Origin of the sequence: Qipengyuania sp., from assembly GCF_042095715.1 — a bacterium.
Lineage (GTDB): Bacteria > Pseudomonadota > Alphaproteobacteria > Sphingomonadales > Sphingomonadaceae > Qipengyuania.
On sequence record NZ_JBELMO010000051.1, the window covers coordinates 1 to 25,810 of the forward strand.

At 63.9% G+C, this 25,810-nt stretch carries 25 protein-coding genes, 1 tRNA gene and 1 pseudogene; 16 read left to right on the forward strand and 11 right to left on the reverse strand.

Annotated features, from left to right (window positions below; genetic code table 11):
• Nucleotides 1-10 precede the first annotated feature (10 nt).
• Genes ACFDTG_RS11795 through ACFDTG_RS11810 form a run of 4 tightly spaced genes read left to right on the forward strand, consistent with a single transcriptional unit; the run spans nt 11 to nt 2,606 of the window.
• Nucleotides 11-301 carry a YggT family protein gene (locus ACFDTG_RS11795; RefSeq protein ID WP_375291270.1) on the forward strand — a complete coding sequence of 97 codons (291 nt, stop codon included), beginning with the start codon at nt 11-13 and terminating at the stop codon, nt 299-301.
• Nucleotides 301-1,194, forward strand: a complete 894-nt coding sequence (gene folD / locus ACFDTG_RS11800; RefSeq protein WP_375291246.1) for a bifunctional methylenetetrahydrofolate dehydrogenase/methenyltetrahydrofolate cyclohydrolase FolD — start codon at nt 301-303, stop codon at nt 1,192-1,194. The genes ACFDTG_RS11795 and folD overlap by 1 nt, the downstream gene beginning before the upstream one ends.
• 4 nt (nt 1,195-1,198) lie before the next feature.
• A complete protein-coding gene (locus ACFDTG_RS11805; RefSeq protein WP_375291247.1) occupies nt 1,199-1,951 on the forward strand; it encodes a hypothetical protein in 753 nt (250 codons plus the stop codon).
• A gap of 4 nt (nt 1,952-1,955) precedes the next feature.
• Nucleotides 1,956-2,606, forward strand: a complete 651-nt coding sequence (locus ACFDTG_RS11810) for a MarC family protein (protein ID WP_375291248.1) — start codon at nt 1,956-1,958, stop codon at nt 2,604-2,606.
• Here the strand turns inward: ACFDTG_RS11810 and ACFDTG_RS11815 are convergent.
• Together ACFDTG_RS11815 and ACFDTG_RS11820 are read right to left on the reverse strand one after the other, a co-directional pair.
• Nucleotides 2,593-3,201 carry an LON peptidase substrate-binding domain-containing protein gene (locus ACFDTG_RS11815; protein ID WP_375291249.1) on the reverse strand — a complete coding sequence of 203 codons (609 nt, stop codon included), beginning with the start codon at nt 3,199-3,201 and terminating at the stop codon, nt 2,593-2,595. The two genes, ACFDTG_RS11810 and ACFDTG_RS11815, sit on opposite strands and share 14 nt — an antisense overlap.
• A gap of 11 nt (nt 3,202-3,212) precedes the next feature.
• A complete protein-coding gene (locus tag ACFDTG_RS11820; RefSeq protein ID WP_375291250.1) occupies nt 3,213-4,136 on the reverse strand; it encodes a tetratricopeptide repeat protein in 924 nt (307 codons plus the stop codon).
• Between the two features lie 175 nt (nt 4,137-4,311).
• Between ACFDTG_RS11820 and ACFDTG_RS11825 the strand changes: the two genes are divergently transcribed.
• Together ACFDTG_RS11825 and ACFDTG_RS11830 are read left to right on the forward strand one after the other, a co-directional pair.
• Nucleotides 4,312-4,386, forward strand: a tRNA-Gly gene (locus tag ACFDTG_RS11825).
• 111 nt (nt 4,387-4,497) lie between these two features.
• Nucleotides 4,498-6,669, forward strand: coding sequence for a TonB-dependent receptor (locus ACFDTG_RS11830; protein WP_375291251.1), 2,172 nt, complete (start codon nt 4,498-4,500; stop codon nt 6,667-6,669).
• Between the two features lie 9 nt (nt 6,670-6,678).
• On the opposite strand, the gene ACFDTG_RS11835 is transcribed toward ACFDTG_RS11830, so the two are convergent.
• Genes ACFDTG_RS11835 through mtnP form a run of 7 tightly spaced genes read right to left on the reverse strand, consistent with a single transcriptional unit; the run spans nt 6,679 to nt 15,193 of the window.
• Nucleotides 6,679-7,215 (reverse strand): DoxX family protein, encoded by a 537-nt coding sequence (locus tag ACFDTG_RS11835; RefSeq protein ID WP_375291252.1) that lies wholly within the window; start codon nt 7,213-7,215, stop codon nt 6,679-6,681.
• 55 nt (nt 7,216-7,270) lie between these two features.
• Nucleotides 7,271-8,446: a saccharopine dehydrogenase family protein gene (locus tag ACFDTG_RS11840; RefSeq protein WP_375291253.1), complete on the reverse strand. Its 1,176-nt coding sequence runs from the start codon at nt 8,444-8,446 to the stop codon at nt 7,271-7,273.
• Nucleotides 8,447-8,479: 33 nt separating this feature from the next.
• Complete coding sequence (dcd, locus tag ACFDTG_RS11845; RefSeq protein ID WP_375291254.1) at nt 8,480-9,034, reverse strand: dCTP deaminase; 555 nt, start codon at nt 9,032-9,034, stop codon at nt 8,480-8,482.
• A 54-nt stretch (nt 9,035-9,088) separates the two neighbouring features.
• Nucleotides 9,089-9,619 carry a hypothetical protein gene (locus tag ACFDTG_RS11850; protein WP_375291255.1) on the reverse strand — a complete coding sequence of 177 codons (531 nt, stop codon included), beginning with the start codon at nt 9,617-9,619 and terminating at the stop codon, nt 9,089-9,091.
• A gap of 51 nt (nt 9,620-9,670) precedes the next feature.
• Nucleotides 9,671-12,793 carry a bifunctional proline dehydrogenase/L-glutamate gamma-semialdehyde dehydrogenase PutA gene (gene putA / locus ACFDTG_RS11855; protein ID WP_375291257.1) on the reverse strand — a complete coding sequence of 1,041 codons (3,123 nt, stop codon included), beginning with the start codon at nt 12,791-12,793 and terminating at the stop codon, nt 9,671-9,673.
• A 53-nt stretch (nt 12,794-12,846) separates the two neighbouring features.
• Nucleotides 12,847-14,334: a glycerol-3-phosphate dehydrogenase gene (gene glpD, locus ACFDTG_RS11860; protein WP_375291258.1), complete on the reverse strand. Its 1,488-nt coding sequence runs from the start codon at nt 14,332-14,334 to the stop codon at nt 12,847-12,849.
• Nucleotides 14,321-15,193, reverse strand: coding sequence for an S-methyl-5'-thioadenosine phosphorylase (gene mtnP / locus ACFDTG_RS11865; RefSeq protein ID WP_375291259.1), 873 nt, complete (start codon nt 15,191-15,193; stop codon nt 14,321-14,323). Before mtnP ends, glpD begins: the two co-directional genes overlap by 14 nt.
• A gap of 140 nt (nt 15,194-15,333) precedes the next feature.
• On the opposite strand from mtnP, the gene ACFDTG_RS11870 reads away from it, so the two are divergent.
• Genes ACFDTG_RS11870 through ACFDTG_RS11880 form a run of 3 tightly spaced genes read left to right on the forward strand, consistent with a single transcriptional unit; the run spans nt 15,334 to nt 16,481 of the window.
• Nucleotides 15,334-15,774, forward strand: a complete 441-nt coding sequence (locus ACFDTG_RS11870; RefSeq protein WP_375291260.1) for a hypothetical protein — start codon at nt 15,334-15,336, stop codon at nt 15,772-15,774.
• Nucleotides 15,775-15,777: 3 nt separating this feature from the next.
• Entirely contained in the window at nt 15,778-16,074 is a 297-nt protein-coding gene (locus ACFDTG_RS11875; RefSeq protein ID WP_375291261.1) for an I78 family peptidase inhibitor, read from the forward strand.
• A complete protein-coding gene (locus tag ACFDTG_RS11880; RefSeq protein ID WP_375291262.1) occupies nt 16,071-16,481 on the forward strand; it encodes a RidA family protein in 411 nt (136 codons plus the stop codon). Before ACFDTG_RS11875 ends, ACFDTG_RS11880 begins: the two co-directional genes overlap by 4 nt.
• Here ACFDTG_RS11880 and ACFDTG_RS11885 read toward each other — a convergent pair.
• On the reverse strand, nt 16,444-16,827 hold the full coding sequence (locus tag ACFDTG_RS11885) for a hypothetical protein (RefSeq protein ID WP_375291263.1): 384 nt from the start codon (nt 16,825-16,827) through the stop codon (nt 16,444-16,446). The genes ACFDTG_RS11880 and ACFDTG_RS11885 overlap by 38 nt on opposite strands.
• A gap of 94 nt (nt 16,828-16,921) precedes the next feature.
• Between ACFDTG_RS11885 and ACFDTG_RS11890 the strand changes: the two genes are divergently transcribed.
• From ACFDTG_RS11890 to mmsB, 4 genes are all read left to right on the forward strand, one after another.
• On the forward strand, nt 16,922-18,067 hold the full coding sequence (locus ACFDTG_RS11890; protein WP_375291264.1) for an acyl-CoA dehydrogenase family protein: 1,146 nt from the start codon (nt 16,922-16,924) through the stop codon (nt 18,065-18,067).
• A 63-nt stretch (nt 18,068-18,130) separates the two neighbouring features.
• Nucleotides 18,131-19,177 carry an enoyl-CoA hydratase/isomerase family protein gene (locus ACFDTG_RS11895; RefSeq protein WP_375291265.1) on the forward strand — a complete coding sequence of 349 codons (1,047 nt, stop codon included), beginning with the start codon at nt 18,131-18,133 and terminating at the stop codon, nt 19,175-19,177.
• Between the two features lie 14 nt (nt 19,178-19,191).
• Nucleotides 19,192-19,974, forward strand: coding sequence for an enoyl-CoA hydratase-related protein (locus ACFDTG_RS11900; protein WP_375291271.1), 783 nt, complete (start codon nt 19,192-19,194; stop codon nt 19,972-19,974).
• Nucleotides 19,975-20,206: 232 nt separating this feature from the next.
• Nucleotides 20,207-21,076 (forward strand): 3-hydroxyisobutyrate dehydrogenase, encoded by an 870-nt coding sequence (gene mmsB / locus ACFDTG_RS11905; RefSeq protein WP_375291266.1) that lies wholly within the window; start codon nt 20,207-20,209, stop codon nt 21,074-21,076.
• Here mmsB and ACFDTG_RS11910 read toward each other — a convergent pair.
• Complete coding sequence (locus ACFDTG_RS11910; RefSeq protein WP_375291267.1) at nt 21,073-22,011, reverse strand: tetratricopeptide repeat protein; 939 nt, start codon at nt 22,009-22,011, stop codon at nt 21,073-21,075. The genes mmsB and ACFDTG_RS11910 overlap by 4 nt on opposite strands.
• 118 nt (nt 22,012-22,129) lie before the next feature.
• Here ACFDTG_RS11910 and ACFDTG_RS11915 point away from each other — a divergent pair, with 118 nt between their 5' ends.
• From ACFDTG_RS11915 to ACFDTG_RS11925, 3 genes and pseudogenes are all read left to right on the forward strand, one after another.
• Entirely contained in the window at nt 22,130-24,580 is a 2,451-nt protein-coding gene (locus ACFDTG_RS11915; protein WP_375291268.1) for a cyclic nucleotide-binding domain-containing protein, read from the forward strand.
• Nucleotides 24,580-25,464, forward strand: a complete 885-nt coding sequence (locus ACFDTG_RS11920; protein ID WP_375291269.1) for a hypothetical protein — start codon at nt 24,580-24,582, stop codon at nt 25,462-25,464. The genes ACFDTG_RS11915 and ACFDTG_RS11920 overlap by 1 nt, the downstream gene beginning before the upstream one ends.
• Before the next feature lie 13 nt (nt 25,465-25,477).
• Nucleotides 25,478-25,810, forward strand: a pseudogene (locus tag ACFDTG_RS11925) (cytochrome C); the annotation flags it as partial.

The window sequence follows — 25,810 nt, forward strand, 5'->3', positions numbered from 1 at the left end:
GGAAGGACTTATGGAAGCCCTCTACGTCATCTACGAGATCGTCTCGATGCTCACCAATGTGCTGGTGATGTTGATCATCATCCAGTTTATCATCGGGCTCCTGTTCGCCTTCAACGTGATCAACAGCTCGAACGAGTTCGTCTCCAGCTTCTACATGGCGATCAACCGCTTGCTGGAACCCGTGCTGCGCCCGATCCGCAACGTGCTGCCCAACACCGGCGCCATCGACTTCTCGCCGCTGGTGCTGATCATCCTGCTCAACGTGATCCTCATCGTTCTCGGCGGGATCATGCGCGCCTGATGCCTGCGCAGCTGATCGACGGGAAGGCCTTCGCCGCACGCCTGCGCGAACAGGTCGGCGAAGCCGCACGCGCCTTCGAGGAAAAGGCCGGGCGCAAGGCCGGGCTCGCCGTGGTGCTGGTGGGGGAAGATCCGGCCAGCCAGGTCTATGTCCGCAGCAAGGGCAAGGCCACTCTGGCGGCGGGTATGGCCAGTTTCGAATATCGCCTGCCCGCCGATACGCCGCAGGACGAGCTGGTGGCCCTGGTGCGCGCGCTCAACGAAGACGAGACGGTGGACGGCATCCTGGTTCAGTTGCCGCTGCCCAGGCACCTCGACGAGAAAGCCGTCATCGCGCAGATCGCCCCCGACAAGGACGTTGACGGCATCACCCCCACCAATGCCGGCCGGCTGGTGCTGGGCATGGATACACTGGTGTCCTGCACGCCGCTTGGCTGCGTCATGATCCTCAAGGACATGCTCGGCGATCTCAGCGGCATGGACGCAGTGGTGGTGGGCCGGTCCATCCTGTTCGGAAAGCCGATGGCGCAATTGCTGCTGGCGGAGAATTGCACCGTCACCATGGCACACAGCCGCACCCGCGATCTGCCAGAGGTGTTGCGCCGGGCAGACATCGTCGTGGCGGCGGTAGGCGTGCCGTTCCTTATCAAGGGAGATTGGCTCAAGCCGGGCGCGATCGTGCTCGACGGGGGGATCAACCGGCTCGACGCCGAGCCGGGCGAGGAGCGCGGCCGGATCGTGGGGGACGTTGCCTTCGACGAAGCACTTCCGCATGTCCGCGCCATCACGCCGGTTCCGGGTGGTGTCGGGGCCACCACGATAGCTGTGCTCCTGCGCAATGCCATGGTGGCAGCCCATCGCAATGCGGGCCTTCCTGCACCCGAGGGCCTCTAGGATCATGCGGTCCGCCGTCGCTTGCCTGCTGCTTGCCGCGTCGCTGGCGGCCTGTGCCGCACCCCAACGCGGGCCGAGTTATTCGCGAGGGCAGGTCGAGCGCGCATTGGCCAACACCGCCGGGGCCGCCCAGCCGAGCCGGATCGTGTCCGCCGAAATCGCCTTCGCCCGCGCCGCGCGCGAAGATGGTCAATGGACTGCATTTAGAGAATTCGCCGCGCCCGGTGCCATCATTCACGGCGCCAGCGGGGCGTCGGACGCGAATGCCTGGCTGGCCGGTCGACAGGACCCGCCGCAAGCCGTCGCCTGGCGCCCACGCGCCATCTGGATGAGTTGCGACGGGGCCCTGGCGATCAGCGAGGGGCGCTACCGCGACCCAGACGGTACTGTGGGCACTTTCGTAACGCTGTGGCAGCGGCAGTCCGATGGCGAATACCGCTGGCTTTACGACGCCGGCACGCCCGACGATCCGCAGCCCCCGCCCCCTCCCCCCGAAGAACGATTGTCGGACGATGCGATCACCGTGACCGCCATCGACGCGGTGCAGGGTCTTGTCGCCGATTGCAGCCGGGGCGATGCGACCGCCGATGCCCAGCAGGCGACCGCAGGCAACGATGCCGCAGGGTGGACGTCTCCGGACGGAACGCTCGCTTTCCGCTGGCGCCAGGCTGCGGGACAGCGCCATCTCTCTGCCCAATGGCTTTACGAAGGCCGCTGGCAGACCGCGCTCGAACATAGCTGGCCAGTGGCCCGGTAACGCGATGACCCAACTGTTCCTTTCCGCCTTCGTCACCCTGTTCCTGGTGATAGACCCGCCTGGCTGCGCCCCGATCTATGTCGGGCTGACTAAGGGCGCCAGCACGGCCCAGCGGCGCGACATGGCGATCCGCGCCACGCTCATCGCAGGCATCATTCTGCTGGTGTTCGCGCTGTTCGGCGAGAAACTGCTCGCCGCGATGCATATCGATCTCGACAGTTTCCGCATCGCTGGCGGTATCATGCTGTTCGTGATCGCGCTGGAAATGGTGTTCGAGAAGCGCACGCAGCGCCGCGAAGACCGGGCGGAGAAGATCATGGCCGAAAATGCCGAGACCGCCGAGGTCGAGGATGTCTCGGTGTTCCCCATGGCCATGCCCATGATGGCGGGGCCGGGTGCGATCGCTTCGATCATGCTGCTGACCAGCACCGCCAAGGGGATCGAAGGCACGCTGGTGGTGCTTGCCGCGCTCGCGGCGGTGCTGCTGCTGACGATGGTGGCGCTTATCGCAGCCGGCCCGCTGATGCGCATTCTGGGCGATCGCGTCGAAGCGGTGATCACCCGGCTGCTGGGCGTGTTGCTCGCGGCATTGTCGGCGCAATATGTGATCGACGGGCTGAAGAACAGCTTCGGGATCGCCGTTATTGGAGGGTGACGCGGCCCCCGTCGTCGTCATCACGCAGAGCGAAGAACTGCATCAGCTGAATCAGCAGTTCGCACCGCTCCGATAACGTCCCCGCCTCCAGCAGCGCCTGCTTGGCGGCGAAATCGAACGGCGCGATCTGTGACACTCCGTTGATCAGGGTCTGATCGTCGAGCCGTGTCACCGAATCCCAATCCACGGAATATCCCTGCGCATCGGCGAAGGCGCGCGCTTCCTGCTCGAACGCGGCGCGCTCTATGCTAGCGAGGACTTCCTCGTCGTCATCTTCGATCGCCTCCCCTTCCACCTGGCGGAACGGGGTGGTGACATCCAGTTCGCGAAGTAGGCGGAAACGCGTTTCGCCCTCCAGCACCAGATTGTAGCGGCCATCTTCCAACGCCTCGACCTCGCCGATGCGGCCCACGCAGCCGATCTGATAGAGCGGTGCCCCATCTCCGCCCTTCTGCGGCTGTATCATCGCGATCCGCCGGTCGCGCGCCAGCGCATCGCTGGCCATCGCGCGATAGCGCGGCTCGAAGATATGCAATGGCAGGGCCAGTCCCGGAAACAGGATCGCGCCCGGCAGTGGGAAGATGGAAAGACGCACCGGTCCCGTCGCTATCCGAAAAGCAGGCGCGACAGGCGTCGGCGGGTGGAAACGACCCACGGATCCTCGAGCCCGACCGCTTCGAAAATCTGGATCAGCTTGGCGCGTGCCGCTCCATCGCTCCATTCGCGATCCGCTTCGATCATGGACAACAGCTCGTCGGCTGCGGCATCGCGCTGACCGGCGGCGAAAGCTGCTTCCGCGTAGGCGAGACGGGCATCCATATCGGCTGGATCTGCGGACGCTTTCTCGCGCAGGGCAGCCAGTTCGCCATCGTCGACCTTGTTCGCCGCCAGTTCGAGCGCACTCTTGGCCAGCGCGATCTGCGGATCCGATACCAGCGCCGGCACGGTTTCGGCCCGGGCAAGAGCGGCCTGCGCTTCTTCGGCGCGGTCGGCCTGTGCCAGGGCGCGCACCAAGCCCGCGTGCGCCGCGCCGTTCTCCGGCGCCATCTCTACGACTTGCCCGAAAATACCCGCCGCGCGCTCGGCATCACCATCCGCAAGGATCTGTTCGGCAATCTCCAGGAACTGGGTGACATCCTGGCCCGCGTCGGCTTCGCCGCCCCCGGCCTGCACCGGCAATTGCTCGAGCAACTGGTCCAGCACCTGCTTGAGCTGGCTCTCGCTGCGCGCATTGGTGAGATCGGCCACCGGCTGTCCCTGAAACAGGGCATACACGGTCGGGATCGAACGCACCTGAAACTGGCTGGCGATGAATTGCTCTTCATCGACATTGACCTTGGCCAGGATCACGCCCTTGTCGGCGTATTCGGATGCGACTTTTTCCAGGATCGGGGTCAGCGCCTTGCACGGCCCACACCATTCCGCCCAGAAATCGAGTATGACGAGGTTCGTCATTGAGGGTTCGACCACATCCTTTCGGAAACGATCGACCGCTTTCTGTTCATCGAGATTTAGGCCGAGGCTCGCCACGGTATCGCTGCCCTTTCCATAACTGAAGCAAGGCCCATGTGGGGCCGGTGCCCTTCGTTGTGAAGGGTGCAGCGCTCGTCTGCAAGGGTAGCGACATTGGGGGTTGCGGAGTGCGAAAACCGCTGCTAATCGCCCGCCTCCCCAGCCGGCCATCGAATGGCCCGGCGGCGCCAGAGCGGGCGTAGCTCAGGGGTAGAGCACAACCTTGCCAAGGTTGGGGTCGAGAGTTCGAATCTCTTCGCCCGCTCCATTTCCTGCCTTTGCGTGCAGGATCTCCCTCACTGAAAGATTACGTGGTGCTTTGCAGCATTTCGTCGAAAACAGGGTTGCATGCGCGCAAATCCGCTGTAGTGGGCGCGATATGTTGTATCATTCTCTCACCATTCGCTCCGCGCTGCTTGGCGTATCCTTTTGCGCCCTCATCGCCACTGCGCCGCTTTCCGCGCAAACCCAACCAACCGATCCGGCCGTGAAAGAAACCGACCATGGGGGTGACGATGTCCACGATCGCCGCCGCGACGCCGATAACCGGATCGTGGTCAGCGCGCACGGCCTTCGCCAGCTGGACCTGTTGGCCGGAACCTCCGTCCTCGAAGGAGAGGCGCTTCAGCGCAATCAGTCCGGCCAGCTGGGGGATGTGGTCGCCAAATTGCCGGGTGTCACGACGTCGGGGTTCGCGCCGGGCGTATCGCGCCCGGTGTTGCGCGGATTTTCCGGCGAACGTGTCCGCACCTTGATCGACGGCATCGGCACCATCGACGCGTCCAACACCTCCGACGACCATGCTGTGGCCGTCGACCCTCTCACCGCGGAACGGATCGAGGTGCTGCGCGGCCCCGCCGTCCTGCTCTATGGTAGCCAGGCCATCGGGGGCGCGGTCAACGTCGTCGACAAGCGCATCCCGCGCCGCATCCCGAGCGAACCGTTCCATATCGACGCGCTGGGATCGTTCGACAGCGTAAACGACCAATACCAGATCGCAGGCTCGGCAGATGCGCCGCTGGGCGGCGGGTTCGTGGTGCATGCCGATGGCAGCTATCGCGAAGCCGGGAATGTATCGATCCCAGGATACGTCGTATCCGACGATCTTCGGGCGGATTTGCTGGCCGACGCGGCGGAGGAGGACAGCGAAGGCAACCTCGAAGAAGCCGCGGAACTGAGGGAAACAGCCAATCGCAGGGGCGAATTGCCCAACAGCCAGTTCGAAACCTGGAGTGCCAACGCGGGCTTTGCCTTCTTCGAAGGCGACAGCAGCCTGGGCGCTTCGGTCGGTTGGTACGATACCAGCTACGGCGTGCCGGAAAGGCCCGGGGCGGGACACCACCACGAAGATGCCGGCGACGGAGCAGCGGAGGAAGAGGAAGGCCCGGTCACCATCGGCCTGCACCAGTTCCGCGCGGATCTGCGCGGCCAGCTGGATCTTGGCGATGGTTTTTTCGACAAGCTTATGACGCGGGTCGGATATACCGATTACACGCATACCGAGTTCGAAGGCGCGGAAACCGGCACCGTATTCGACGTCCAGGGGATCGAAGCGAGAGCAGAGCTGGTTCAAAACGCCAGCAACCCGCTTCGCGGCTCCATAGGCGTCCAATACTACTTCCGCGATTTCAGTGCGATCGGCGAGGAAGCCTTCGTTGCGCCCAATCGCACCAACCAGTTCGCGCTTTTCGCGCTCCAGGAATATGGCCCCGGCCCGCTCCAGCTGGAGGGTGCGCTGCGTTACGAGAACACGCAGGTCGATGCGGTTTCGCTTGGCCTCGCCAGAAACTTCGACGCGTTCTCGGGCGCGGTCGGCGTGGCTTATGAAACCGCAGGCGGTTTGCGTTTCGGCATCAACGGCACCCGCGTGGAGCGGGCGCCTTCCGGAGAGGAGCTGTTCGCCAACGGCCCGCATATCGCAACGCAGGCATTCGAGATCGGAAATCCGGATCTGGCGATGGAAACCGCTTGGGGGGCGGAAGCCTATGTGCGCGGCCGTCTGGGCCCGGCGGAAATGCACTTTGCGGTCTCGCAAAGTTGGTTCGACAACTACATCTATCTTTCCGAAACCGGCGAGGAAGAAGATGAACTGCCCGTCTTCGCCTTCCTCCAGGACAATGCGAAATACTTCAGCATAGAGGGTCAGCTGACCGCGCCGCTGATCGAGGGGGACGCATTCACGCTGCTCGCAGACGTGAGAGGCGATTACGTCGATGCGGAGCTGGAAGACGGCAGTGCGCTACCGCGAATTCCTCCGCTCAGCCTGCTCGGGGCTTTGGAGGCGCAGACCGGACCCGTGGACCTGCGCGCGGAGGTGCAATGGTTTGCCAAGCAGGACCGCGTTGCCGCTTTCGAGACACCGACAGACGGCTTTACCTTCGTCAACGCGTCGGTCGCCTGGCATCCCGTCACTGGGAACAACAACGTGACCCTGATCGCGCAGGTCGATAATATTTTCGACGTCGAAGGGCGCCGGCACTCGAGCTTCACTAAGGACTTCGTGCCCTTGGCGGGCCGGAATTTCCGGGTGAGCGCCCGGCTGAGCTTCTGAGCGCGGCGATCAGGTGCGCGGATTGCCGTCTGTGCGATCCGCCATGGTCCGTTCTCTCTCCACGACAACTCCGTCGCGATGCGTGGTCGCGACGCGGCTGCGAGCCTCTGCCTGCTCGGCTCGCGCTTCCGCGCGGGCCGCTGCGATTTCGGCGTCGTGGCGCTTCGCCCGTTCACGCCAGGTACCCATCCGCCAGCTGACCTGCCCATAGGCGAAGACCATCAGCAGCCCGCCGATGATCGCGAGATTCTTGAGCGCCTGGGTCGATTGGGTGGGATCGGTAACCTGGCTGTGAAAGAGAAGGATCGTCAGCGCCGTGAAAACCGCCAGAACGATGGCGGTAAGCCGGGTCATGATTCCAAGGCCGAGGATCAGACCGGCGACGATCTCGAAGATGCCGGTGGGCACCGCGAGCGATCCCGGCAGGGTAGTGGCCGACGTGATATATTCTGCGGTACCGCCGGGATCCATCAGCTTCCCGATACCCGCCGCCACGAAGAGCGCCGCAAGGCACAGCCTTCCGATGATTGCCGCAATTGTCGCCACGCTCGTACTCCCCGGTTGTTTGACCGGGAAACGTCATCGGGATCAGGCGGTTCCTTCAGTCCTCGAGCGCGAAGACGATTTCCGCATGATCACGCAAACGCTGAACCAGCGATTCCCCCAAAAATGAACCGGGCGTGCCGATCCCGCCCTCTGCCGTGCAATCGAGCAAAGCGATGCCCGTCTCGCCCAACATCCGACTGGTCGAGCCATAGCCCGGATCGTAGCGGCCTTTGACCCCATATGTCAGCGCGCGCCCATCGGGATATTCGCCGCGAAAAGCGATGTCGTAATGGCCGTTCTGGCGCTGTTCGGGAGTGGGGCCTTCGCCCGGTTTGGGAGGTTTGGCGCCGAAGGGGTTCTTGAGCAGCTCGGTCACGGCGCTGGCGGCGGCCTTGCCTGCCTCGCCCGGGCTGGTCAGCATCATCTCGTCGTAACGAAAATCCTTCCCATAGGGATAACCGCCAAGAAAATTCGTACGATGCACGTTCTTCACATTGATGGTCGCCATGATGAACGGCGCCGCCCATTTGCCGAAGGCGTCTTCATGATGCGGGATCAGGCCGCTGGGCTGGTCGGGACCCTCGAAACCGGGTGTGAGGCCGAACGGGTTGTTTAAAATCTTGATGATCGAGGGGCTCTTCGCCGCCGCTTTCATCGTGGCGGTCAGGCTGGCGGCGGTCCCGCCGGAAAAGGTCCCCTCCATCGCCCGCACCCGGCCCTTCACGCGCGGGGCAGGCTCGCCAAAGCGGCTCCTGGCTTCCTTCTGCAACATCAGCACGCCAAGATCGAACGGGATCGAATCGAATCCCGACGAGAAGCAGATCCTTGCGCCGCTCGCCTTGGCCAATTCGTGATGGCGGTCGATCATTTCACGCATCCAGGCCGGTTCGCCGCACAGATCGGCATAATCGGTGCCGGTCCTGGCGCAGGCTTCCACCAGTTCGCCGCCATAGAGCTGGTATGGTCCCACGGTAGTGAGGACGACCCGCGTGCTCTCGCATAAGGCATTGAGGCTATCGGGGTCGGACGCATCGGCCTCGATCAGCGGTGTATCCCCGGGCGCGCCGATCAGCGTGCGGACGTCTTCCAGCTTGGAGCGATTGCGGCCGGCCATCGCCCATTTCGGTGCGTCTGGCTTATCCCCGTATTCGCGCACGAAATGTTCGGCAACGAGGCGGCCCGTGTAGCCGGTCGCGCCATAGACCACGATGTCGAATTCCTTATCCGCCATGCTCGCTCTCCCTCTTGCGGCGTCTGACTTACGTCACAACCTGGGCAGCGTCACCCCGCGTTGGCCCATGTATTTGCCGGCCCGGTCGGCGTAGGTGACCTCGGGCCGCTCGTTGCCCTGCAGGAACAGGAACTGGCAGGCCCCCTCACCGGCGTAGATCTTCGCCGGAAGCGGCGTGGTGTTCGAAAACTCCAGCGTTACATGCCCTTCCCACCCCGGTTCGAGCGGGGTGACATTCACGATGATCCCGCAGCGCGCATAGGTGCTCTTGCCGAGGCAGATCACCAGCACATCGTCCGGAACGCGAAAATATTCGACCGTACGCGCCAATGCGAAACTGTTGGGGGGGATCACGCAGACATCCGTCTTGCGGTCCACGAAGCTGGTGGCCGCGAAATCCTTGGGATCGACGACGGCATTGTCGACATTGGTGAAGATCTTGAATTCATCGGCCACGCGCGCATCGTAGCCGAAGCTCGACAGGCCGTAGCTGATGCAGCCATCGCGCTTCTGCGCCTCCACGAAGGGTTCGATCATGCCGCGCGTCGTCGCGGCCTCGCGTATCCACTTGTCGGAAAGAATCGCCATCACCCGGTCATTCCCGAGAGCGGCGGCGGGGGCAAGGACGCCGTCCGACTTATCCTAGCCGATCTGCTTGGCACCCAGGCGCGGATTGAGCGTGGAAATGTGGTTGAGCCATTCGCGCGGCTTGCGCAGCATGGATTGCGGGTAATCCACCTTCAGCCCCGCGATGCGCGCTATCGAGCCGATGAAGTGGATGCAATTGTTGCTGGCCAGGCTGTAGAAATTGCCGGGATGCTTGCGATAGCGCTCCACCTCGGCCCGGACTTTCCAATAGGTTGCATCGTCCAGCGTCAAGGTGAAATGGCGATTGGTCTTGGTCAGCCATTTCTCCTTTTCGACCATGATGATGCCTTCGACGGGACGGCTTAGAACCGCCGGGGTTACGCTCTTGGCAGACCAGCCATAATTTTCGTGGACCGTCGCGCCATTGGCATCCAGCGTTCCCTCCAGCGATACGAAGGTGTGCGGATAACGCCCGAACAGGACCGAGCCGTTGAAGCTGTGAAAGGTGATCCGGACCTCGGCAGCGGCCGAGGCGGCAGTGGTCAGCGCGACAAGCGCGGCGAGCAGGCGGAGGAAGCGTCCCATCGAACCCACCCTATGCCATGCCCGCCTGAATGCGCAACGAACCGTCGCGGATCAGCTTGCCAACAATGTCGCGTTGCCGCCAGCGGCCGTGGTGTCGATGCACACCACCCGTTCCGTGGCGAAACGCGCAACGTAGTTCGGCCCACCCGCCTTTGGTCCGGTACCCGACAGCCCCTCGCCTCCGAAGGGCTGGCTTTCGACCACCGCGCCGATCTGATTGCGGTTGACGTAGAAATTGCCGACCCGCGCCCGCGATTCCACGAAACGCCGGGTGGCATCGATGCGGCTGTGCAGCCCCATCGTCAGGCCGTATCCGGTAGCATTGATGTCATCCACGACCTTGGCCAGCTCCGACGGCTTGAAGCGCGCAACATGTAGGATTGGGCCGAAATTCTCGCGCTTCAGGTCGAGAATGGATTCGATCTCGATAATCGTGGGAGCCACGAAACAGCCTCCGCTGGCACCCTTGGGCAAACGCCGCCGCCAGATCTCGCGAGACGTCTTGCGCCGCCGCGCGACGTGCCGTTCCAGCGATGCGCGCGCATCGGGATCGATGACAGGACCGATATCGGTCACCAGCTTTTCCGGATCGCCGATCACCAGAGCTTCGAAAGCGCCCCTGATCATCTCCAGCATTTCGTCCGCGACATCGTCCTGAATGTACAGAACGCGCAGGGCCGAACAGCGCTGGCCCGCGCTTTGGAAGGCGCTCGCCACCACATCGCGCGCCACCTGCTCGGGCAGTGCGGTGGAATCGATGATCATCGCGTTCTGCCCGCCAGTCTCGGCGATGAAGGAGGCGATCGGGCCATCCCGCGAGGCAAGCCCGCGGTTGATGGCCTGCGCCGTCTGGGTCGAGCCGGTGAACACGACGCCGGCGAGCCGCGCGTCGGCGGTAATGAGTTCGCCCACCTCGCCCGCGCCGGGGAGAAGCTGGAAGATATCGCGCGGGATGCCCGCCTGGTGGCAAAGCTCCACCGCTCTTGCGGCGATCAAGGGGGTCTGCTCGGCCGGTTTGGCCACCACGGCGTTGCCGGCGGCAAGCGGTCCGGCGGCAAGCCCGGTAAAGATTGCCAGCGGGAAATTCCACGGGCTGATTGTAGCAAACACGCCGCGACCGTGCAGGCTCAGCCGGTTTTCTTCACCCGTCGGCCCCGGCAATAATGTCGGTTCGGAAAACAGCCGCCGCGCTTCGGTGGCGTAATAGCGCAGGAAATCGACCGCCTCCCGCAATTCCAGGATCGCATCGACCAGCGTCTTGCCCGCTTCGCGCTGGCACAGGCTCAGCAGTTCATCGGTATGGGCCTCGAAGTTGTCAGCCGCAGCTTCCAGCAGGCGAGCGCGCTTTTCCCCGCCCATAGCATCCCAGTCGCGCTGCGCTTCGAGCGCGCGCCCGATGGCATCGGTAACCTCTTCGGGCAGCGCGTCACGACGTGTACCCACTTCGGTGCCAAGATGGTGGGGCTTGGTGATAGGTGCCGTCTCGCCTTCTGCCGAAGTGCGGAACGTCGGCTCCGCATGCCATTGCTTGTCGGCAATCGCGGCGAGCCGTTCCAGCAGCGGTTCGCGCACCAGCGGATCGGCGAGGTCGATACCGGCACTGTTGCGCCGATTGGGAAAGATATTGCCCGGCAGGGGGATATCGGGATTGCGGCGCACTTCAAGTGCGGCGCATTCGGCCACGGGATCGGTCGCAAGGGCGTGGGCCGGAACGCCCGCATCCGCCATGCGGTTGACGAAGCTGGAATTGGCACCGTTTTCGAGAAGACGGCGCACGAGATAGGCCAGCAGATCGCGATGGGTGCCGACAGGGGCATAGATGCGAACATTGGTGCGCCGGTTGCCCTCGATCTGGGCCAGGGCACCATAGACGTCTTCCCCCATGCCATGGAGCCGCTGATATTCGAACGCGGTATCCCCGGCCATCGCGTGGATGGCCGCGACCGTATAGGCATTATGCGTGGCGAAGGCGGGGTAGATCACGTCACCCGCGGAAAGCAGTTTCTGCGCGCAGGCCAGATAGCTGACGTCGGTCGAAACCTTGCGCGTGAAGACCGGAAAATCGTCAAACCCGCCCACCTGGCTCAGCTTGATCTCGGTATCCCAGTACGCGCCCTTGACCAGTCGCACGAACAGCCGGCGGTTGTGCTTTCTTGCCAGGCGCGTCACCCAGTCGCACAGGGGAACCGCGCGTTTCTGATAGGCCTGGATGGCCAGGCCGAAGCCGGTCCATTGCGTGCCGTCGGGCCGCTCGAACAGGCTGTTGTCGCGTACCAGCGCCTCGATCACATCGAGCGAGAGTTCGAGCCGCTCGGCTTCCTCTGCATCGATAGTGAAATGAATGTTCGCTTCGCAGGCCTTGCCGGCCAGATGCCGCAGGATCGGCAGGAGATCGCCGACCGACCGGTCCGTGTGGAAGAAATTATACTTGGGATGGAGGGCTGAAAGCTTGACCGAAATGCCCGGCGATCCTTCGACCGTCCCGTCCCCTTCACGCGCCAGACGATCGATCGCGGCCTCGTAGCTCGCCCGATAGCGCTCGGCGTCGGGATAGGTCATCGCCGCCTCGCCCAGCATGTCGTAACTATGCGTCAGGCCGCGCGCGCGCTCGGGGTTCGCCCGCTTCAGCGCTTCCTCGATCGTGCGTCCGAACACGAACTGGCCGCCCATGATCCGCATGGCCTGCACCGTCGCCTTGCGGATAACCGGTTCGCCCAGACGGCCGATGGCGCGCTTCAGCGTCTTGCCCATGCCGCGCTGGTGCTCTTCGGGGCGCTCCAGCACCTCGCCCGTCAGCATCAGCGAGAATGTGGCGGCGTTGACGAAGGTCGAACTCGATTCGCCGAGATGCTCGGCCCAGTCGATGTCGCCGATCTTATCCCGGATCAACGCATCGGCCGTCGTGGCATCGGGCACCCGCAGCAGCGCTTCGGCCAGGCACATCAGCGCAATGCCTTCTTCGGTCGCCAGGCCGAACTGGTGCAGGAACGCGTCGATCCCGCTGGCCTTCCGGCGCCGCGCACCCTCCACCAGCTTGATAGCCAGCGCGCTCACCTCGTCATGTTTCGCGGCGGCCGGCGCGGCCTGTTTCAGCCGCTCGGCGACACACGACTCCTCCTCCATGCGATAGGCTTTGCGCAGATGAAGGCGGTCGATTGTCTCGAGAGGGTGCATTGGCGCTCCGGTTGGAAAGGATACGGGCCACTTGGCCCCTAAGGCGCCCGCATTCAAGGAAAGCGGTGTGCGAACCAGCTTTCGACGGCGGCAAGGGTCTGCGCCGGAAGGTGCAGACCCAGCTTGCTGCGCCGCCATAGCGCGTCTTCGGCACAGCGGGCCATCTCGTGGTCGGCGAGATAGGCAAGTTCCGCGCAATACAGGTCGCCGCCGAGATGATCGCCCAGATCTTCGAGCGACCGCGCATCGCCGAGAAGCGTGGCGATCCTGGTACCATAAGCACGGGCGAGGCGCAGCAGCATTTCCCCGGGAATCCAGGGCCAGCGCTCGCTCGCCTCCCACAGAAACTGCGAGAAGAATTCCATCTCGCCCCCCGGCAAGGGGGCTTTCGCGGTCCACCCTGGGCCCATCGACACATGCTTGGCCAGCCGTTTGAGCGCATGTTCGGCAAGCTTGCGAAAGGTGGTGATCTTCCCGCCATAGATCGACAGGATAGGCGGGCCCTCGCCGTCGAGTTCGAAAACATAGTCGCGCGTAACCGTGGAATTGGTCGCCGCCTTGTCCTCGTAAAGCGGACGCACGCCGGAGAATGTCGACACGATCTCGTCGCGCGCGATCCCGCTGCGGAAGGCCCGACCGGCCGCGGCGATCAGATACGCGATCTCCTCCTCGGAGATTTCGACCTCTCCAGGATCGCCCGCAAAGGCAAGGTCGGTTGTGCCGATCAGAGTAAAGTCCCGCTCGTAGGGGATCGCGAAGACGATCCGCCCATCCGGTTGCTGCAGGATATAGGCGTGTTCGCCCGGGAAAGTTCGCGGCACCACAATGTGGCTGCCCTTTACGAGGCGTAGATGCGCCCGGGTTCCTGCGCCCAACGCCATGCTGGCGATACCGTCCACCCAGGGGCCCGCCGCATTGACGATGCAGCGCGCCGTCACCTCCCGATGGCCTGCCGATCCTCGCAATGCGACCCGCCACTCTCCTGTGCCGCGCTCAGCGGAAACGACCTCGGTCCGGGTGAGCACCTCTGCGCCGCGCGCTTTCGCGTCCATCGCGGCCAGCACGACCAGCCGGCTGTCTTCGACCCAGCAATCGGAATATTCGAAGCCTCTCTTGAAGCGATCCCGCAATATCGCCTGATGCGGCGGCCCATCCAGCCTGACGGCGCGGCTGCCGGGTAGAGTCCGCCCCAGCCCGCCGAGCGTATCGTACAGAAAAAGGCCCGCCCGAAGCATCCACCGGGGCCGCATCGATGTATCGTGGGGCAGGATGAAGCGCAGCGGCCAGACGATATGCGGCGCCGCCGCCAAAAGAACCTCGCGCTCGCGAAGCGCCTCCGCGACAAGACGAAACTCATATTGCTCGAGATAGCGCAGCCCGCCGTGAATGAGCTTGGTGCTTGCCGACGAGGTATGGGAGGCGAGATCGTCCTTTTCCGCCAGTAGCACGTTGAGCCCGCGGCCCGCGGCATCGCGCGCAATCCCCGCGCCGTTGATGCCCCCCCCGATGACGAGGATGTCGAAGGTGTCAGATCCGGCCAAGCAGGCGCCCCGCAACCGCATCGAGTTTTACAAGCAGCGTGCGGTCGAACTTATCGGGATTGGTGATGACCGCATCGTCGAGCGCGGTATCGATCGGCGAAGGCGTGCGCCGCTCGGGCAACGCGCGTACGAAGGCGGTCAGAGCCTTGCGGGCGAGCGCGGAATTGTCCTGCATCTGCGCCACCACGGCATCCACACTGACGGCGGCTTCCCCTTCGCGCCAGGCGTCATAGTCGGTGACCATTGCGAGCAGCGCGTAAGGCAATTCCGCTTCGCGAGCGAGCTTGGCTTCCGGCAGCCCGGTCATCCCGATGAGATGCGCGCCCCACTGGCGATACATCCGGCTTTCCGCGCGGGTGGAGAACTGCGGGCCTTCCATCGCGATGTAGGTCGCGCCTTCGCTCGCTTCGCCCCCCGCGGCGCGAACCGCCTCGGCCGCCATCGCGGAAAGACGTGGGCAGGTGGGATCGGCGAAGCCGACATGCGCCACGAATCCGACGTCGAAGAAGGTGGATGGTCGCGCGCTGGTGCGATCGATGAACTGATCCACGGTGACGAAGCGGCCGGGGGGCAGATCCTCGGACAGCGAGCCCACCGCCGAAATCGCGAGAATGTCGGTGCATCCGGCCCGCTTCAGCGCATCGATATTGGCGCGCGCATTCACCGCCGAAGGGGTAAGAGGATGGCCGCGCCCGTGCCGGGGGAGGAACCGCACCTGCACACTCCCGATCCGTCCGCACAGGATTTCGTCCGAAGGGGTGCCGAACGGCGATTTCACGGCAATCCACTGCGCGTCCTCCAGCGCGTCGATGGCATAAAGCCCCGACCCGCCGATTACCCCGATAACCCATTCGCTCATTGCCGCTCCTGGCACCTTGACCAACCGACCCTGTTCTGGCCCGCTCTTCTCCAAGCGCAACCCTTGCGGTTTTGCAAACACTGGCGATGCGGCTTCGGGGCTGATAGCAGGGTTGGCGCCCCGCTGCCGAAGGACCATGAATGCGTTTTGCCCTCACCGCGCTCGCCATATTGGCGTTGTCCGCTTGCTCTCAAAGCAGTCCGGATCACGATGTGCCCGCGATACAGAAGACATCCGCCCCCACCCCTCCCCCGGTGCCCGCTCAGGCAGATCAGCCCGAAATTCCCGAGAGATTTCGCGGTGTATGGGACTACGCGGAAGGAAGCTGCGACCCGGCATCGGACCTCAGGATGAAAGTCCTTCCGCGCGAGATCGAATTCTACGAATCGCGCGGGAGGATTACTGGCGTGCTGGTGGGCGGCCCCGACACCGTGACCATCGAACTGGCGATGCAGGGCGAAGGAGAGACATGGACCATGCAGCGTCGCTTCACGTTGACGGATGGCGGAAATCGCATGATTCCGGAGGCCCTGGGAGACGATCAGTTCGAGCCGATGCCGCTCAAGCGTTGCGAGGTATAGACCATGCGGATTGCAATTGTGACAGCCGTCCTTCCCCTCGCCGCCTGCGTATCGGTTGTCCCGGCCCCGGATGACCGGGCATCGGATCGGCCGGACGGACAATGCCAGGCAGCGCCGGCGCGTGGCCTGATTGGTGAAACCGCCAGCAGCGACACGGGCGCTCGCGCCCTATCACTGAGCGGGGCGAGCCGCCTTCGCTGGGGTCCGCCAGGCGTGGTATGGACCATGGACTACCGCCAGGATCGGGTGAACGTCCGCTATGACGCGGCAATGACCATTACCGAAATCACCTGCGCGTGAACCCGGACCGGGCCTTCACCGGCTCGCCGTGGGAAGCCCGCTTCGGCTTTGCCCGCGCCGTCCGCATCGGGGACCGCATCATTGTTGCCGGAACCGGGCCGGTGGAGGACAACGGCACCACTACGCCGGGGGATGCCGCCGCACAGGCGGCGCGCTGCTGCGAACTGATCTGCCGCGCGCTCGCCCGGTTTGGCGCCGGTCCGGAACACGTGGTCCGCACTCGGATGCTGCTGACCGATCCGGAAGACCAGGAAGCGGTCGGCGCGGTGCATGCCCGCGTATTCGGTGCGGCGCAGCCCGCGGCCACCATGGCAGGCGTCGCCTGGTTGTGCGGTCCCGACTGGAAAGTGGAAATCGAAGCCGAAGCAATTATTCCGTCCCAACCGCCTCCAGCCGACGCGCGGTAACGCCGATCAGCTCGTCGACGCCTTCCATCGTCGCGAATTCGTCCGCACCCACCAATACCTCTGGCGAGCCAGTGTCGCGCCGGATCAGCAAGGCCGGAAAGCGAACCGGTACGCCGGGATATGCCTTCAGGAAATCATCGCGATGAAAGGTTCGCACCGGATTGGGCAGCCCGGCGAGAAAATCGCGCCACTGCCCGCGCATGGTAAGAGCACCATGCGTGATCTGGCATAGCGAACATTCGTAGCTGGCGGGCGAAACGACCTTTCTCACCGCGTCGACAACGGCCGAAACGATGTCTCCATCGGCGTTATAGACGATGATCAATTCGGGTGGCGTTCGTGCCATCGGAACCCTTTCTGCGGTTCTTCGCGCGCTCTGCCCAGCTTGGTAAAGCCACTCCCCTTCCCCCGCAATTAATCCCTCGCTAGAGCCCGCCACCATGACCGGACAATTCCAGCTGACCGAAGAACAGCGCGCGATCCAGGAAATGGCGCAGCGCTTCACCGCAGACAACATCACCCCCCACGCCGCCGAATGGGACGAAAAGCACCATTTCCCGCGCGACGTCATCAAGGCCAGTGCCGAACTCGGCTTCGGCGCCATCTATGTCTCGGAAGAATCGGGCGGGATCGGCCTCGGCCGTCTGGAAGCGGCGCTTATCATGGAGGCGATGGCCTATGGCTGCCCCACCACCAGTGCGTTCATCTCGATCCACAACATGGCCAGTTGGATGATCGACAGCTTCGGCGGGGAAGATCTGAAGGCCCGATATCTTCCCGATCTCGTCTCGATGGAAAAAATCGCCAGTTACGCGCTGACCGAACCGGGCAGCGGATCGGACGCCGCGGGCCTGAAGACAACCGCCCGGCTGGACGGCGATCATTACGTTCTCAACGGCACCAAGCAGTTCATATCCGGCGGCGGCGTCAACGATATCTACGTAGTCATGGTCCGTACCGGAGAGGACAAGACCAAGGGCATTTCCTGCCTGGTCGTGGACAAGGACACTCCCGGCCTCAGCTTCGGCGCGCCGGAAAAGAAGCTTGGCTGGAACGCCAGCCCGACTGCGCAGCTGATCTTCGAAGATGCCCGCGTGCCAGTGGAAAACCGCGTGGGCGAGGAAGGCCACGGCTTCCGCTTCGCCATGATGGGGCTCGACGGTGGCCGCCTCAACATCGGGGCATGCAGCCTGGGCGGGGCGCAGCGCTGCCTGGACGAGGCGGTGGCCTACACCAAGGAGCGCCAGCAGTTCGGCCAGCCGATCGCCGATTTCCAGAACACGCAGTTCATGCTGGCCGACATGGCGACCGACCTTGAGGCCGCGCGTGCCCTTCTCTATCTGGCGGCGGCGAAGGTGACCGACGGTTCGCCCGACAAGAGCCGCTTTTCCGCCATGGCCAAGCGGCTCGCGACCGACAGCGGAAGCAAGATCGTCAACGATGCGCTGCAACTGTTCGGCGGCTACGGCTATCTCAAGGATTATCCCATCGAGCGGTTCTGGCGCGATCTGCGCGTCCATTCGATTCTTGAAGGGACCAATCAGGTCATGCGCATGATCGTGGGCCGGGACATGCTGCGCCAGTGACGAATTGCGCCTCGCTTCGCCTTATTTTTGCCCCTCCCCGGCGGGGATGGGAAGGAACCTAACATGACCGACGACATTCTCATCCACCATCACGGCGCGGTGGGGCACATCGCCCTGAACCGCCCCAAGGCGATCCACGCGCTCACGCTCGACATGTGTCACGCAATTAGCGCGGCTTTGTCCGACTGGGCGGGCGATGCCAAGGTGCAGGCGATCCTGCTCGACCATGCGGAAGGGCGCGGTTTCTGTGCGGGGGGCGACATCAACCTGCTGCGCAAGTCGGCGCTGGAGGATGGCGGGGTGTCGGGCCGCAAGTTCTTCCATGACGAATACCAGCTCAACCACCAGATGTTCACCTATGAAAAGCCCATCATGGCCTTCATGGACGGGATCACCATGGGCGGCGGCGTGGGCATCGCCATGCCCGCCAGATATCGCGTGGCGACCGAGAACACCCGCTTCGCCATGCCAGAAACGGGCATCGGCCTGTTCCCGGACGTGGGCGGCGGCTGGTACCTGTCGCGGCTGGGCGGGCGCATGGGCCAGTTTCTGGCGCTGACCGGCGCGCGGATGGATGGCGCGGAATGCCTGTGGGCCGGGCTTGCCACCCATTACATCCCATCGGACAAGCTGGCCGAAGCCAAGGCCCGCATCATCGAACATCCCAGCCGGATACCGGGCATCCTGTCCGAATTGTCGGTTACGCCGCCCGAAGCACGGATCGAGAAGAACGCGGAAAAGATCGCGAAGCATTTCGCCTCCGACCGCTATGAGGATATTCTCGCCAGCCTCGAGGCGGAGGACAGCGATTGGGCGGCCAAAGAACTCGCCACCCTGCGCTCCAAGAGCCCGCAGACCTGCAAGGTCGCGCTGCGCGAACTGAAGGAAGCTGCCGATTTCACCGATTTCGCGCAGGAAATGCGCAACGAATATCGCATCGGCAGCCGCGTCCTGCTGCGCCCCGATTTCGCGGAAGGCGTGCGCGCGGTGATCGTGGACAAGACCAACGATCCCCGATGGAACCCGCCCACGGCGGGGGGCGTAAGCGACACCCTTCTGGACGAGATATTCGCCCCGCTGCCCGAAAACGAAGAATGGCAGCCGCTGTAATGACCGGAGAGACCATGAGCTACGAAACCATCACCGTCGAACAGCGCGACGCCGTCTCGCTGATCACGCTCGACCGCCCCAAGGCGCTGAATGCGCTCAATTCTCAGGTGCTTGAGGATCTCATCGCCGCCTTTGCCGCCTACGAAGCGGACGATGGCCAGCGCTGTGCCGTCCTGACCGGTAGCGGCGACAAGGCCTTCGCGGCGGGCGCCGACATCAAGGAGATGAGCGAGAAAGCCGCCGCCGATTTCTACCTCCAGGATTTCTTCGCGCGCTGGACCAGCGATCTCGTGAAGGTGACCCGCAAGCCGTGGATCGCCGCGGTCAACGGCTTCGCGCTGGGCGGCGGGTGCGAACTTGCGATGATGGCCGATTTCATCATCGCTTCCGAAAACGCCAAGTTCGGCCAGCCCGAGATCAAGCTGGGCGTGGCGCCGGGCATGGGCGGATCGCAACGCCTGACAAAGGCGGTGGGCAAGTCCAAGGCGATGGAAATGTGCCTTACGGGGCGGATGATGGATGCCGAGGAGGCGGAGCGCAGCGGGCTAGTCGCGCGCGTCGTCCCCCACGGCGACCTGCTGAAGGAAGCCATGAAGACCGCCGCCACCATCGCCGGAATGCCGCCGATGGCCGCCATCGCGAACAAGGAGATGGTGAACGCCGCCTTCGAGACCAGTCTCGACCAGGGCCTCATCATCGAACGGCGCATCTTCCAGATCCTCGCCGCGAGCGAGGACAAGGCCGAAGGCATGGCCGCCTTCATCGAGAAGCGCGATGGCGTGTGGAAGGGGCGGTAACACCGGATGCAAAGACCGATTGTCTCACGCAGATCGGTGAAAATGGCGACCTTCCTTGCTGTTGCTCATTTCGCCGCGTGGGGTTGGGTCGTTTGGAAGAATGTACAATATGACAGCGGCAACATCCTTTGGTGGATCGTCGCATTCTTGGTCCTCCCCGCGCTAGCGTTGTGTGGCTTATTCGTAAGCTTCTTCAGAGGTCAGCTCGGGTTTCGAGATTGGGAGAGATAAAATGAAAATCGCCTTCATCGGCCTCGGGAACATGGGCGGCGGGATGGCCGCGAACCTCGTCAAGGCGGGGCACGATGTCCGCGCCTTCGATCTGAGCGAGGAAGCACAGGCCACCGCCAAGTCCAACGGCTGCGAAACCTTCACCGATGCCGCCGTGGCGGTCGAGGATGTGGAGGCGGTGGTGACGATGCTGCCCAACGGCCAGATCGTGAAATCGGTCTATGAAGGCAGTGTCATCGGCAAGGCGCCCGCAGGAGCGGTGCTGCTCGATTGTTCCACCATCGACGTCGCCACCGCGAAGGAGGTCATCGCTGCGGCCGAGAGCGCCGGTCATGACATGGTCGATGCCCCGGTATCGGGCGGGATCGCGGCGGCGAACGGCGGCACGCTGACCTTCATGGTCGGCGGCACCCAAAAGGCCTTCGCCCGTGCCGAGGACATCCTGAAGGGCATGGGCAAAGCCGTGATCCACGCTGGCGATGCAGGTGCGGGTCAGACCGCCAAGATCTGCAACAACATGCTGCTCGCCATCACCATGATCGGTACCTCCGAAGCGATGACGATGGCCGAAAAGCTCGGCCTCGACCCGCAGAAGTTCTACGAGATTTCCAGCCAGTCGTCGGGCTACAACTGGTCGCTCAACGCCTATACGCCGATGCCCGGCGTCGGCGTCGAAAGCCCGGCGGACAAGGATTATCAGGGCGGCTTCGCTACTGCGCTGATGCTCAAGGATCTGCGCCTCGCCATGGCCGCCGCCGAAGAGTCCGGCGCGCCAGTTCCGCTCGGCAGCCGCGCTGCCGCGCTTTACGAAGACTTCGCCGGAAAGGGTAACGGAGCGCTCGATTTTTCCGCCATAATCAAGACCTACTAGCGGATACCCAGCACCTTTGCCTCGCTGGAAAGGCGCGCGGCGGCACCGGGATTGGCGGCCCGGGCATCCGCCAGCGCTTTTAGCGCAAGGTCCGGCTGACCCAGCGTTGCCCGGCTGCGCATCAGCATCACCCACCCGTCGACATTGCCCGGATTGGCGCGCAGCTTCGCTTCCAGGCTGGCGACCATGCCTTCCGCCATTTCGTGTTGCTGGCTGGGGCTCATCGCCCGCGCCGCCGCGATATCCTGCTGCGAGGGTCCCGGGATCGCCGCCCCCGCCGTCAACACCGGGGCCGCCGCTTCGGCGAGGACGGTATCGCCCGCATTGCCGCCAATTTCGGCCAGACGCGATTGCGTTTCGATGCCGTTGATCTTGCCGACCTGCTGGATGGTCCGCCTCAGGTCCGCCTCCCACGGAGCTGCTCGTGGGGTATCCTTCAGCAGGGCGAGCCAGTCGTCCACCGCGCCCGCGTGATCGCCGTCGAGATCGCGCTTCACGGCGAGAAAGTAGCGCGCGCGCGGATCCTTGGGATCGAGCGCCGCCGCCTTGCGAAACGCCACCAGCGCCGCGGGCGGCATGGGATCGCGCTCGCTGGCCATCACCCGCGCTTCGCCCAACGCCGACCAGAGAACCGCGTTTTCGGGATCGAGAGCGGTCGCTCGCTCGTAAGCTTCCGCCGCGCCCCAGTAATCCCCGGCGTCATATCGTGCGAAACCGAGAGCGCGCCAGGCGGCCTCGTCATCAGCGTTTCTCGCCACCTGCGCTTCGAGACCCGCGATCGTATCCGCCGGCTCAGCCGCCGCCGTTGTGGGTTCGGACTCGCTGTCGCTATCGCCCCCCTTGAACGCCAGCGCCGCCACCAGTGCCGCCAGCGCGATTCCCAGCGCCAAAACCCCCGCCTTGCCCGCCATGCCGCCCTGTTTTGTCCCCGCCATGGGCGAAGGGGCTAGCAAGTCGCACGAAATTGGGCAATTGTGGTTTGGGTTGGGAGGCTCGTGCCTTATGGTCCCATCGGACCAGGTGGTGCAGGGGTCGCACCGAGGGGGTTCTGCGGTGGGGGAACATGTTCGCGTCGCAATTGTGGGATCAGGTCCTGCCGGCCTGAGTGCCGCCGCGCGCGCCGCGGAACTGGGCATGAGCCATGTTCTGCTCGAAAAGACGGACCACCTGTCCGACACCATCTTCAAGTACCAGAAGGGCAAGCATGTCATGGCGACGCCCAGCAATCTGATATTGCGGAGCGATCTGTTCTTCGACGCAGGCAAGCGTGAAATCATTCTGGAAACCTGGAATCAGCAGGTGGCTGGGCACAAGGTCAACGTGAAAACAAAGGCCGAGGTGACCGAGATCACCGGTCAGACCGGCGCATTCCAGATCAAGTTGAAAGACGGCGAAACGATCGCTGCCGAAGCAGTGGTGCTGGCAATCGGCACGCAGGGCAATCCGAATGTGCTGCGCATTCCCGGCGCCGATCTGCCCCATATCCAATATCAGCTCGACGATCCCACGGAATACAACGATGAGCACATCACGGTTGTCGGATCGGGCGATGCCGGCATCGAGAATGCGCTGGGCCTCGCGGCCGACACGGCGCAGCGCAACGTAGTGACCATCCTCAACCGCAGTTCCGACTTTGCACGCGCCAAAAGCGCCAATGTCGCCCTTCTGGAAGAGGCGGAGGCCGACGGGCGCATCATCGTTCGCCGGGAAACCAGCCCCGCCGAAGTGCGGGAAGGCGAACTGGTCCTCGAAACCCGCGACGGCCCCGAAACCATCCGCTGCGACAGGATCATCGCTCGCACGGGATCGCAGGCGCCGCGCAAGTTCATCGAAGCGATGGGCGTGGCGTTCACAAGCGAGGATCGCGCCGCTTTCCCGCAGCTCAGCCCACGGTTCGAAACCACCCAGAACGGCATGTTCGTGATCGGGGCGCTGGCCGGTTACCCCCTTATCAAGCACTGCATGAACCAGGGTTACGACGTGATCGAGTTCCTCAACGGGAACGAGGGGCTGAAACCCGCCGACGAGCCGATCCTGGCCGAAAAGTTCAAGGCGCTGCCCGGCCGTCGCAGCGTGGACGAGTGGTTGGAACTCTTCCGCAGCCAGGTGGTGATCCTGGAGGAGCTCTCGCCGCTGCAGATGCGCGAACTGATGCTCGATTCCACCGTGGCTGCCTTCCAGGAAGGCGATGTCATCTTCACTCGAAACGAACCCGGATCCTCGATGTTCGCCATCGCGGAGGGATCGGTGAAGGTCGAGGTCAATCCCGACGATCCATCGATCACGGTTCCGATCGAACAGGGGACGATCTTCGGCGAAGTCGGACTCATCTCGGGTCGGCGCCGAGGTGCGACAATCCGCGCGGCGGAACCAACCGTGGTCATGGAACTAAGCCGTCAGGCTGCGCTCAAGCTGCTCGCGACAACGCCCTCGGCCAACCGCGCGGTCAACAGGATCACGATCGAACGGCAATTGCTGCAGATCTTCGGATCGGCCCTTACCAAGGAGGATGTGACCGAGCTGGTCGAGGCCGCCGAAATGAAGGAGGTGCGCGCCGGGGAGGCGGTTATCGAAGAGGGCGCCGAGGACAAGGACATCTATGTCGTCCAGCGCGGATCGATGATCGTCGAGAAGAACATCGGCAAGCACCCGGTGTTTCTGTCCTACCTTCCCGCAGGCTCATATTTCGGAGAGATGGCGGTCATCGATGGCGGCAAGCGCACCGCCACCGTGAAAGCCGCGATCAAGAGCCAGGTCATTCGCTTCCCCGGCGAGGCGTTCAACCGGCTGGTGAAGGACAAACCGCAGCTTCTCGAGCGCGCCCGTACGGACATGGCGCAGCGGCGCGAGGTCAACCAGTTCATCGAAAGCCGGCGCGAAAGCTTCTCGAGCGCAGTCGACATGTATTCGGCCACCGCCCGTTTCCTGATCGACAATGGCCTTGGCGAAGCGACCGACGTCCTGTTGATCGACGAAAAGCTGTGCGTGGGATGCGACAATTGCGAAAAAGCCTGCGCCGATATCCACGATGGGCTGTCTCGCCTGGACCGCGAGGCCGGGCGCACCTACGCGCATCTGCACGTGCCCACCAGTTGCCGGCATTGCGAACATCCCCATTGCATGGCGGACTGCCCGCCGAACGCGATCCACCGCGGTGCCGATGGCGAGGTATTCATCGACGACAGCTGCATCGGCTGCGGAAATTGCCAGCGCAACTGCCCCTATGGCGTGATCCGGCTCGACGCCAAACCACCCAAGAAGCCCGGGCTGTTCAGCTGGCTGCTGTTCGGCGCCGGTCCGGGACCGGGCGAAGCGCCCTATAGCTGGCGCAAGAAGAAGCTGGAAAAGAGCGGTAAAGAGGCGCCCAAGACCGCGATCAAATGCGATATGTGCTCCGGGATCGAAGGCGGCCCGGCCTGCGTACGCGCATGCCCCACCGGCGCGGCGATCCGCGTGAGCCCAGAGAAATTCCTGACCGTCGCCAGGGCCGGGGATGTCGACTGATGGCGGATGCCGCCAATGGGAACTACAGGCGCGCCGAGGAACGGCGGTCCGCCGACCACGAAAGCTTTCTCGCGCATCGCCGCTTTCGCTGGCTGAAGATCGCGCTGTTCGCCGCGCTGTTCGCGATCCTCAGCTATCTGATCGTGGATGTCGAACCGCGCCACAACGGCGGGAGCTGGTACGGCTATACCCTGGGCACCATCGGGGTGCTGCTGATCCTGTGGCTGACCTGGCTCGGCGTGCGGAAGCGGCGCATGACAGCCGGGCGCTGGAGCCTGAAGGGATGGACCAGCGCGCATGTCTATCTGGGACTTCTGCTGATCGTAATCGGCACGTTGCACACCGGCTTCCAGCTTGGCTGGAACGTCCACACGCTGGCCTGGGTGCTGATGATGCTGGTGATCGCTTCGGGCATTTACGGCATTTCGGCCTATGCCGTCCTGCCCGAGAAACTGAGCGTCAATCGCCGCGAGATGACCCGCGAGCAGATGGTGTCCAGCCTTGCGGCCATCGACCGCCAGCTGGAAATAGCCGCCCAGCCGCTCCGCCGCGAAGAGTCGGATCTCGTCATCGCGGCACTGGACCACGATCCATTCAGAGCGAATGTCATCGCCCGGCTTGTCGGCCGCCAGAGGCGCGATCCCACCAACCGGGCGTTGCGCCTTATTACCACGCAAAGCGCATGGGATCAGGACCCGGACGATCCCGCCCAGCAGCGCGTGCGATCCCTGCTCAGCCGGCGCCAGAGCCAGATTGCCCAGATTCGCAACCACATGCGGACCAAGGCCATGCTCGAGATCTGGCTGTACGTCCACGTCCCCCTGACCATCGCGCTGCTCGCCGCGCTCACCGCGCACATCGTCAGCGTGTTCTATTACTGGTGAGGCGCCGGACGACATGAGCTTCATCCTCAGAACCATCGACTTTACCGCCACCGGGCGTGAAATCGTGCGCGAGAAACCGATCGAGGCATCGGAACTGGCGATCGGCCGCGCGACGACCAATGCGATCGTACTGGCCGACCTGTCCGTGGAACAGCATCACGCCACGCTGATCGCCGATCCTTCGGGCAAGCGCCTGACCATGACGGCGGCGGGCAACCGCGGTTTCCTCTATGAAGGCCGCGAGACCACTGAGATCGCCTTCGATCCCACCTCGGGCGGCGAGTTCGTGTTCGGAACCTACCGCCCGCAATTCGCGCCTGCCGACGGTGAGGCAAGCGAGGGCAAG

Coding starts and splice junctions, on each gene's coding strand:
- ACFDTG_RS11795 (WP_375291270.1), top strand. CDS start 11: ATGGAAGCCCTCTACGTCATCTACGAGATCGTCTCGATGCTCACCAAT.
- folD (WP_375291246.1), top strand. CDS start 301: ATGCCTGCGCAGCTGATCGACGGGAAGGCCTTCGCCGCACGCCTGCGC.
- ACFDTG_RS11805 (WP_375291247.1), top strand. CDS start 1,199: ATGCGGTCCGCCGTCGCTTGCCTGCTGCTTGCCGCGTCGCTGGCGGCC.
- ACFDTG_RS11810 (WP_375291248.1), top strand. CDS start 1,956: ATGACCCAACTGTTCCTTTCCGCCTTCGTCACCCTGTTCCTGGTGATA.
- ACFDTG_RS11830 (WP_375291251.1), top strand. CDS start 4,498: ATGTTGTATCATTCTCTCACCATTCGCTCCGCGCTGCTTGGCGTATCC.
- ACFDTG_RS11840 (WP_375291253.1), bottom strand. CDS start 8,446: ATGGCGGATAAGGAATTCGACATCGTGGTCTATGGCGCGACCGGCTAC.
- dcd (WP_375291254.1), bottom strand. CDS start 9,034: ATGGCGATTCTTTCCGACAAGTGGATACGCGAGGCCGCGACGACGCGC.
- ACFDTG_RS11850 (WP_375291255.1), bottom strand. CDS start 9,619: ATGGGACGCTTCCTCCGCCTGCTCGCCGCGCTTGTCGCGCTGACCACT.
- putA (WP_375291257.1), bottom strand. CDS start 12,793: ATGCACCCTCTCGAGACAATCGACCGCCTTCATCTGCGCAAAGCCTAT.
- mtnP (WP_375291259.1), bottom strand. CDS start 15,193: ATGAGCGAATGGGTTATCGGGGTAATCGGCGGGTCGGGGCTTTATGCC.
- ACFDTG_RS11870 (WP_375291260.1), top strand. CDS start 15,334: ATGCGTTTTGCCCTCACCGCGCTCGCCATATTGGCGTTGTCCGCTTGC.
- ACFDTG_RS11875 (WP_375291261.1), top strand. CDS start 15,778: ATGCGGATTGCAATTGTGACAGCCGTCCTTCCCCTCGCCGCCTGCGTA.
- ACFDTG_RS11885 (WP_375291263.1), bottom strand. CDS start 16,827: ATGGCACGAACGCCACCCGAATTGATCATCGTCTATAACGCCGATGGA.
- ACFDTG_RS11890 (WP_375291264.1), top strand. CDS start 16,922: ATGACCGGACAATTCCAGCTGACCGAAGAACAGCGCGCGATCCAGGAA.
- ACFDTG_RS11895 (WP_375291265.1), top strand. CDS start 18,131: ATGACCGACGACATTCTCATCCACCATCACGGCGCGGTGGGGCACATC.
- ACFDTG_RS11900 (WP_375291271.1), top strand. CDS start 19,192: ATGAGCTACGAAACCATCACCGTCGAACAGCGCGACGCCGTCTCGCTG.
- mmsB (WP_375291266.1), top strand. CDS start 20,207: ATGAAAATCGCCTTCATCGGCCTCGGGAACATGGGCGGCGGGATGGCC.
- ACFDTG_RS11910 (WP_375291267.1), bottom strand. CDS start 22,011: ATGGCGGGGACAAAACAGGGCGGCATGGCGGGCAAGGCGGGGGTTTTG.
- ACFDTG_RS11920 (WP_375291269.1), top strand. CDS start 24,580: ATGGCGGATGCCGCCAATGGGAACTACAGGCGCGCCGAGGAACGGCGG.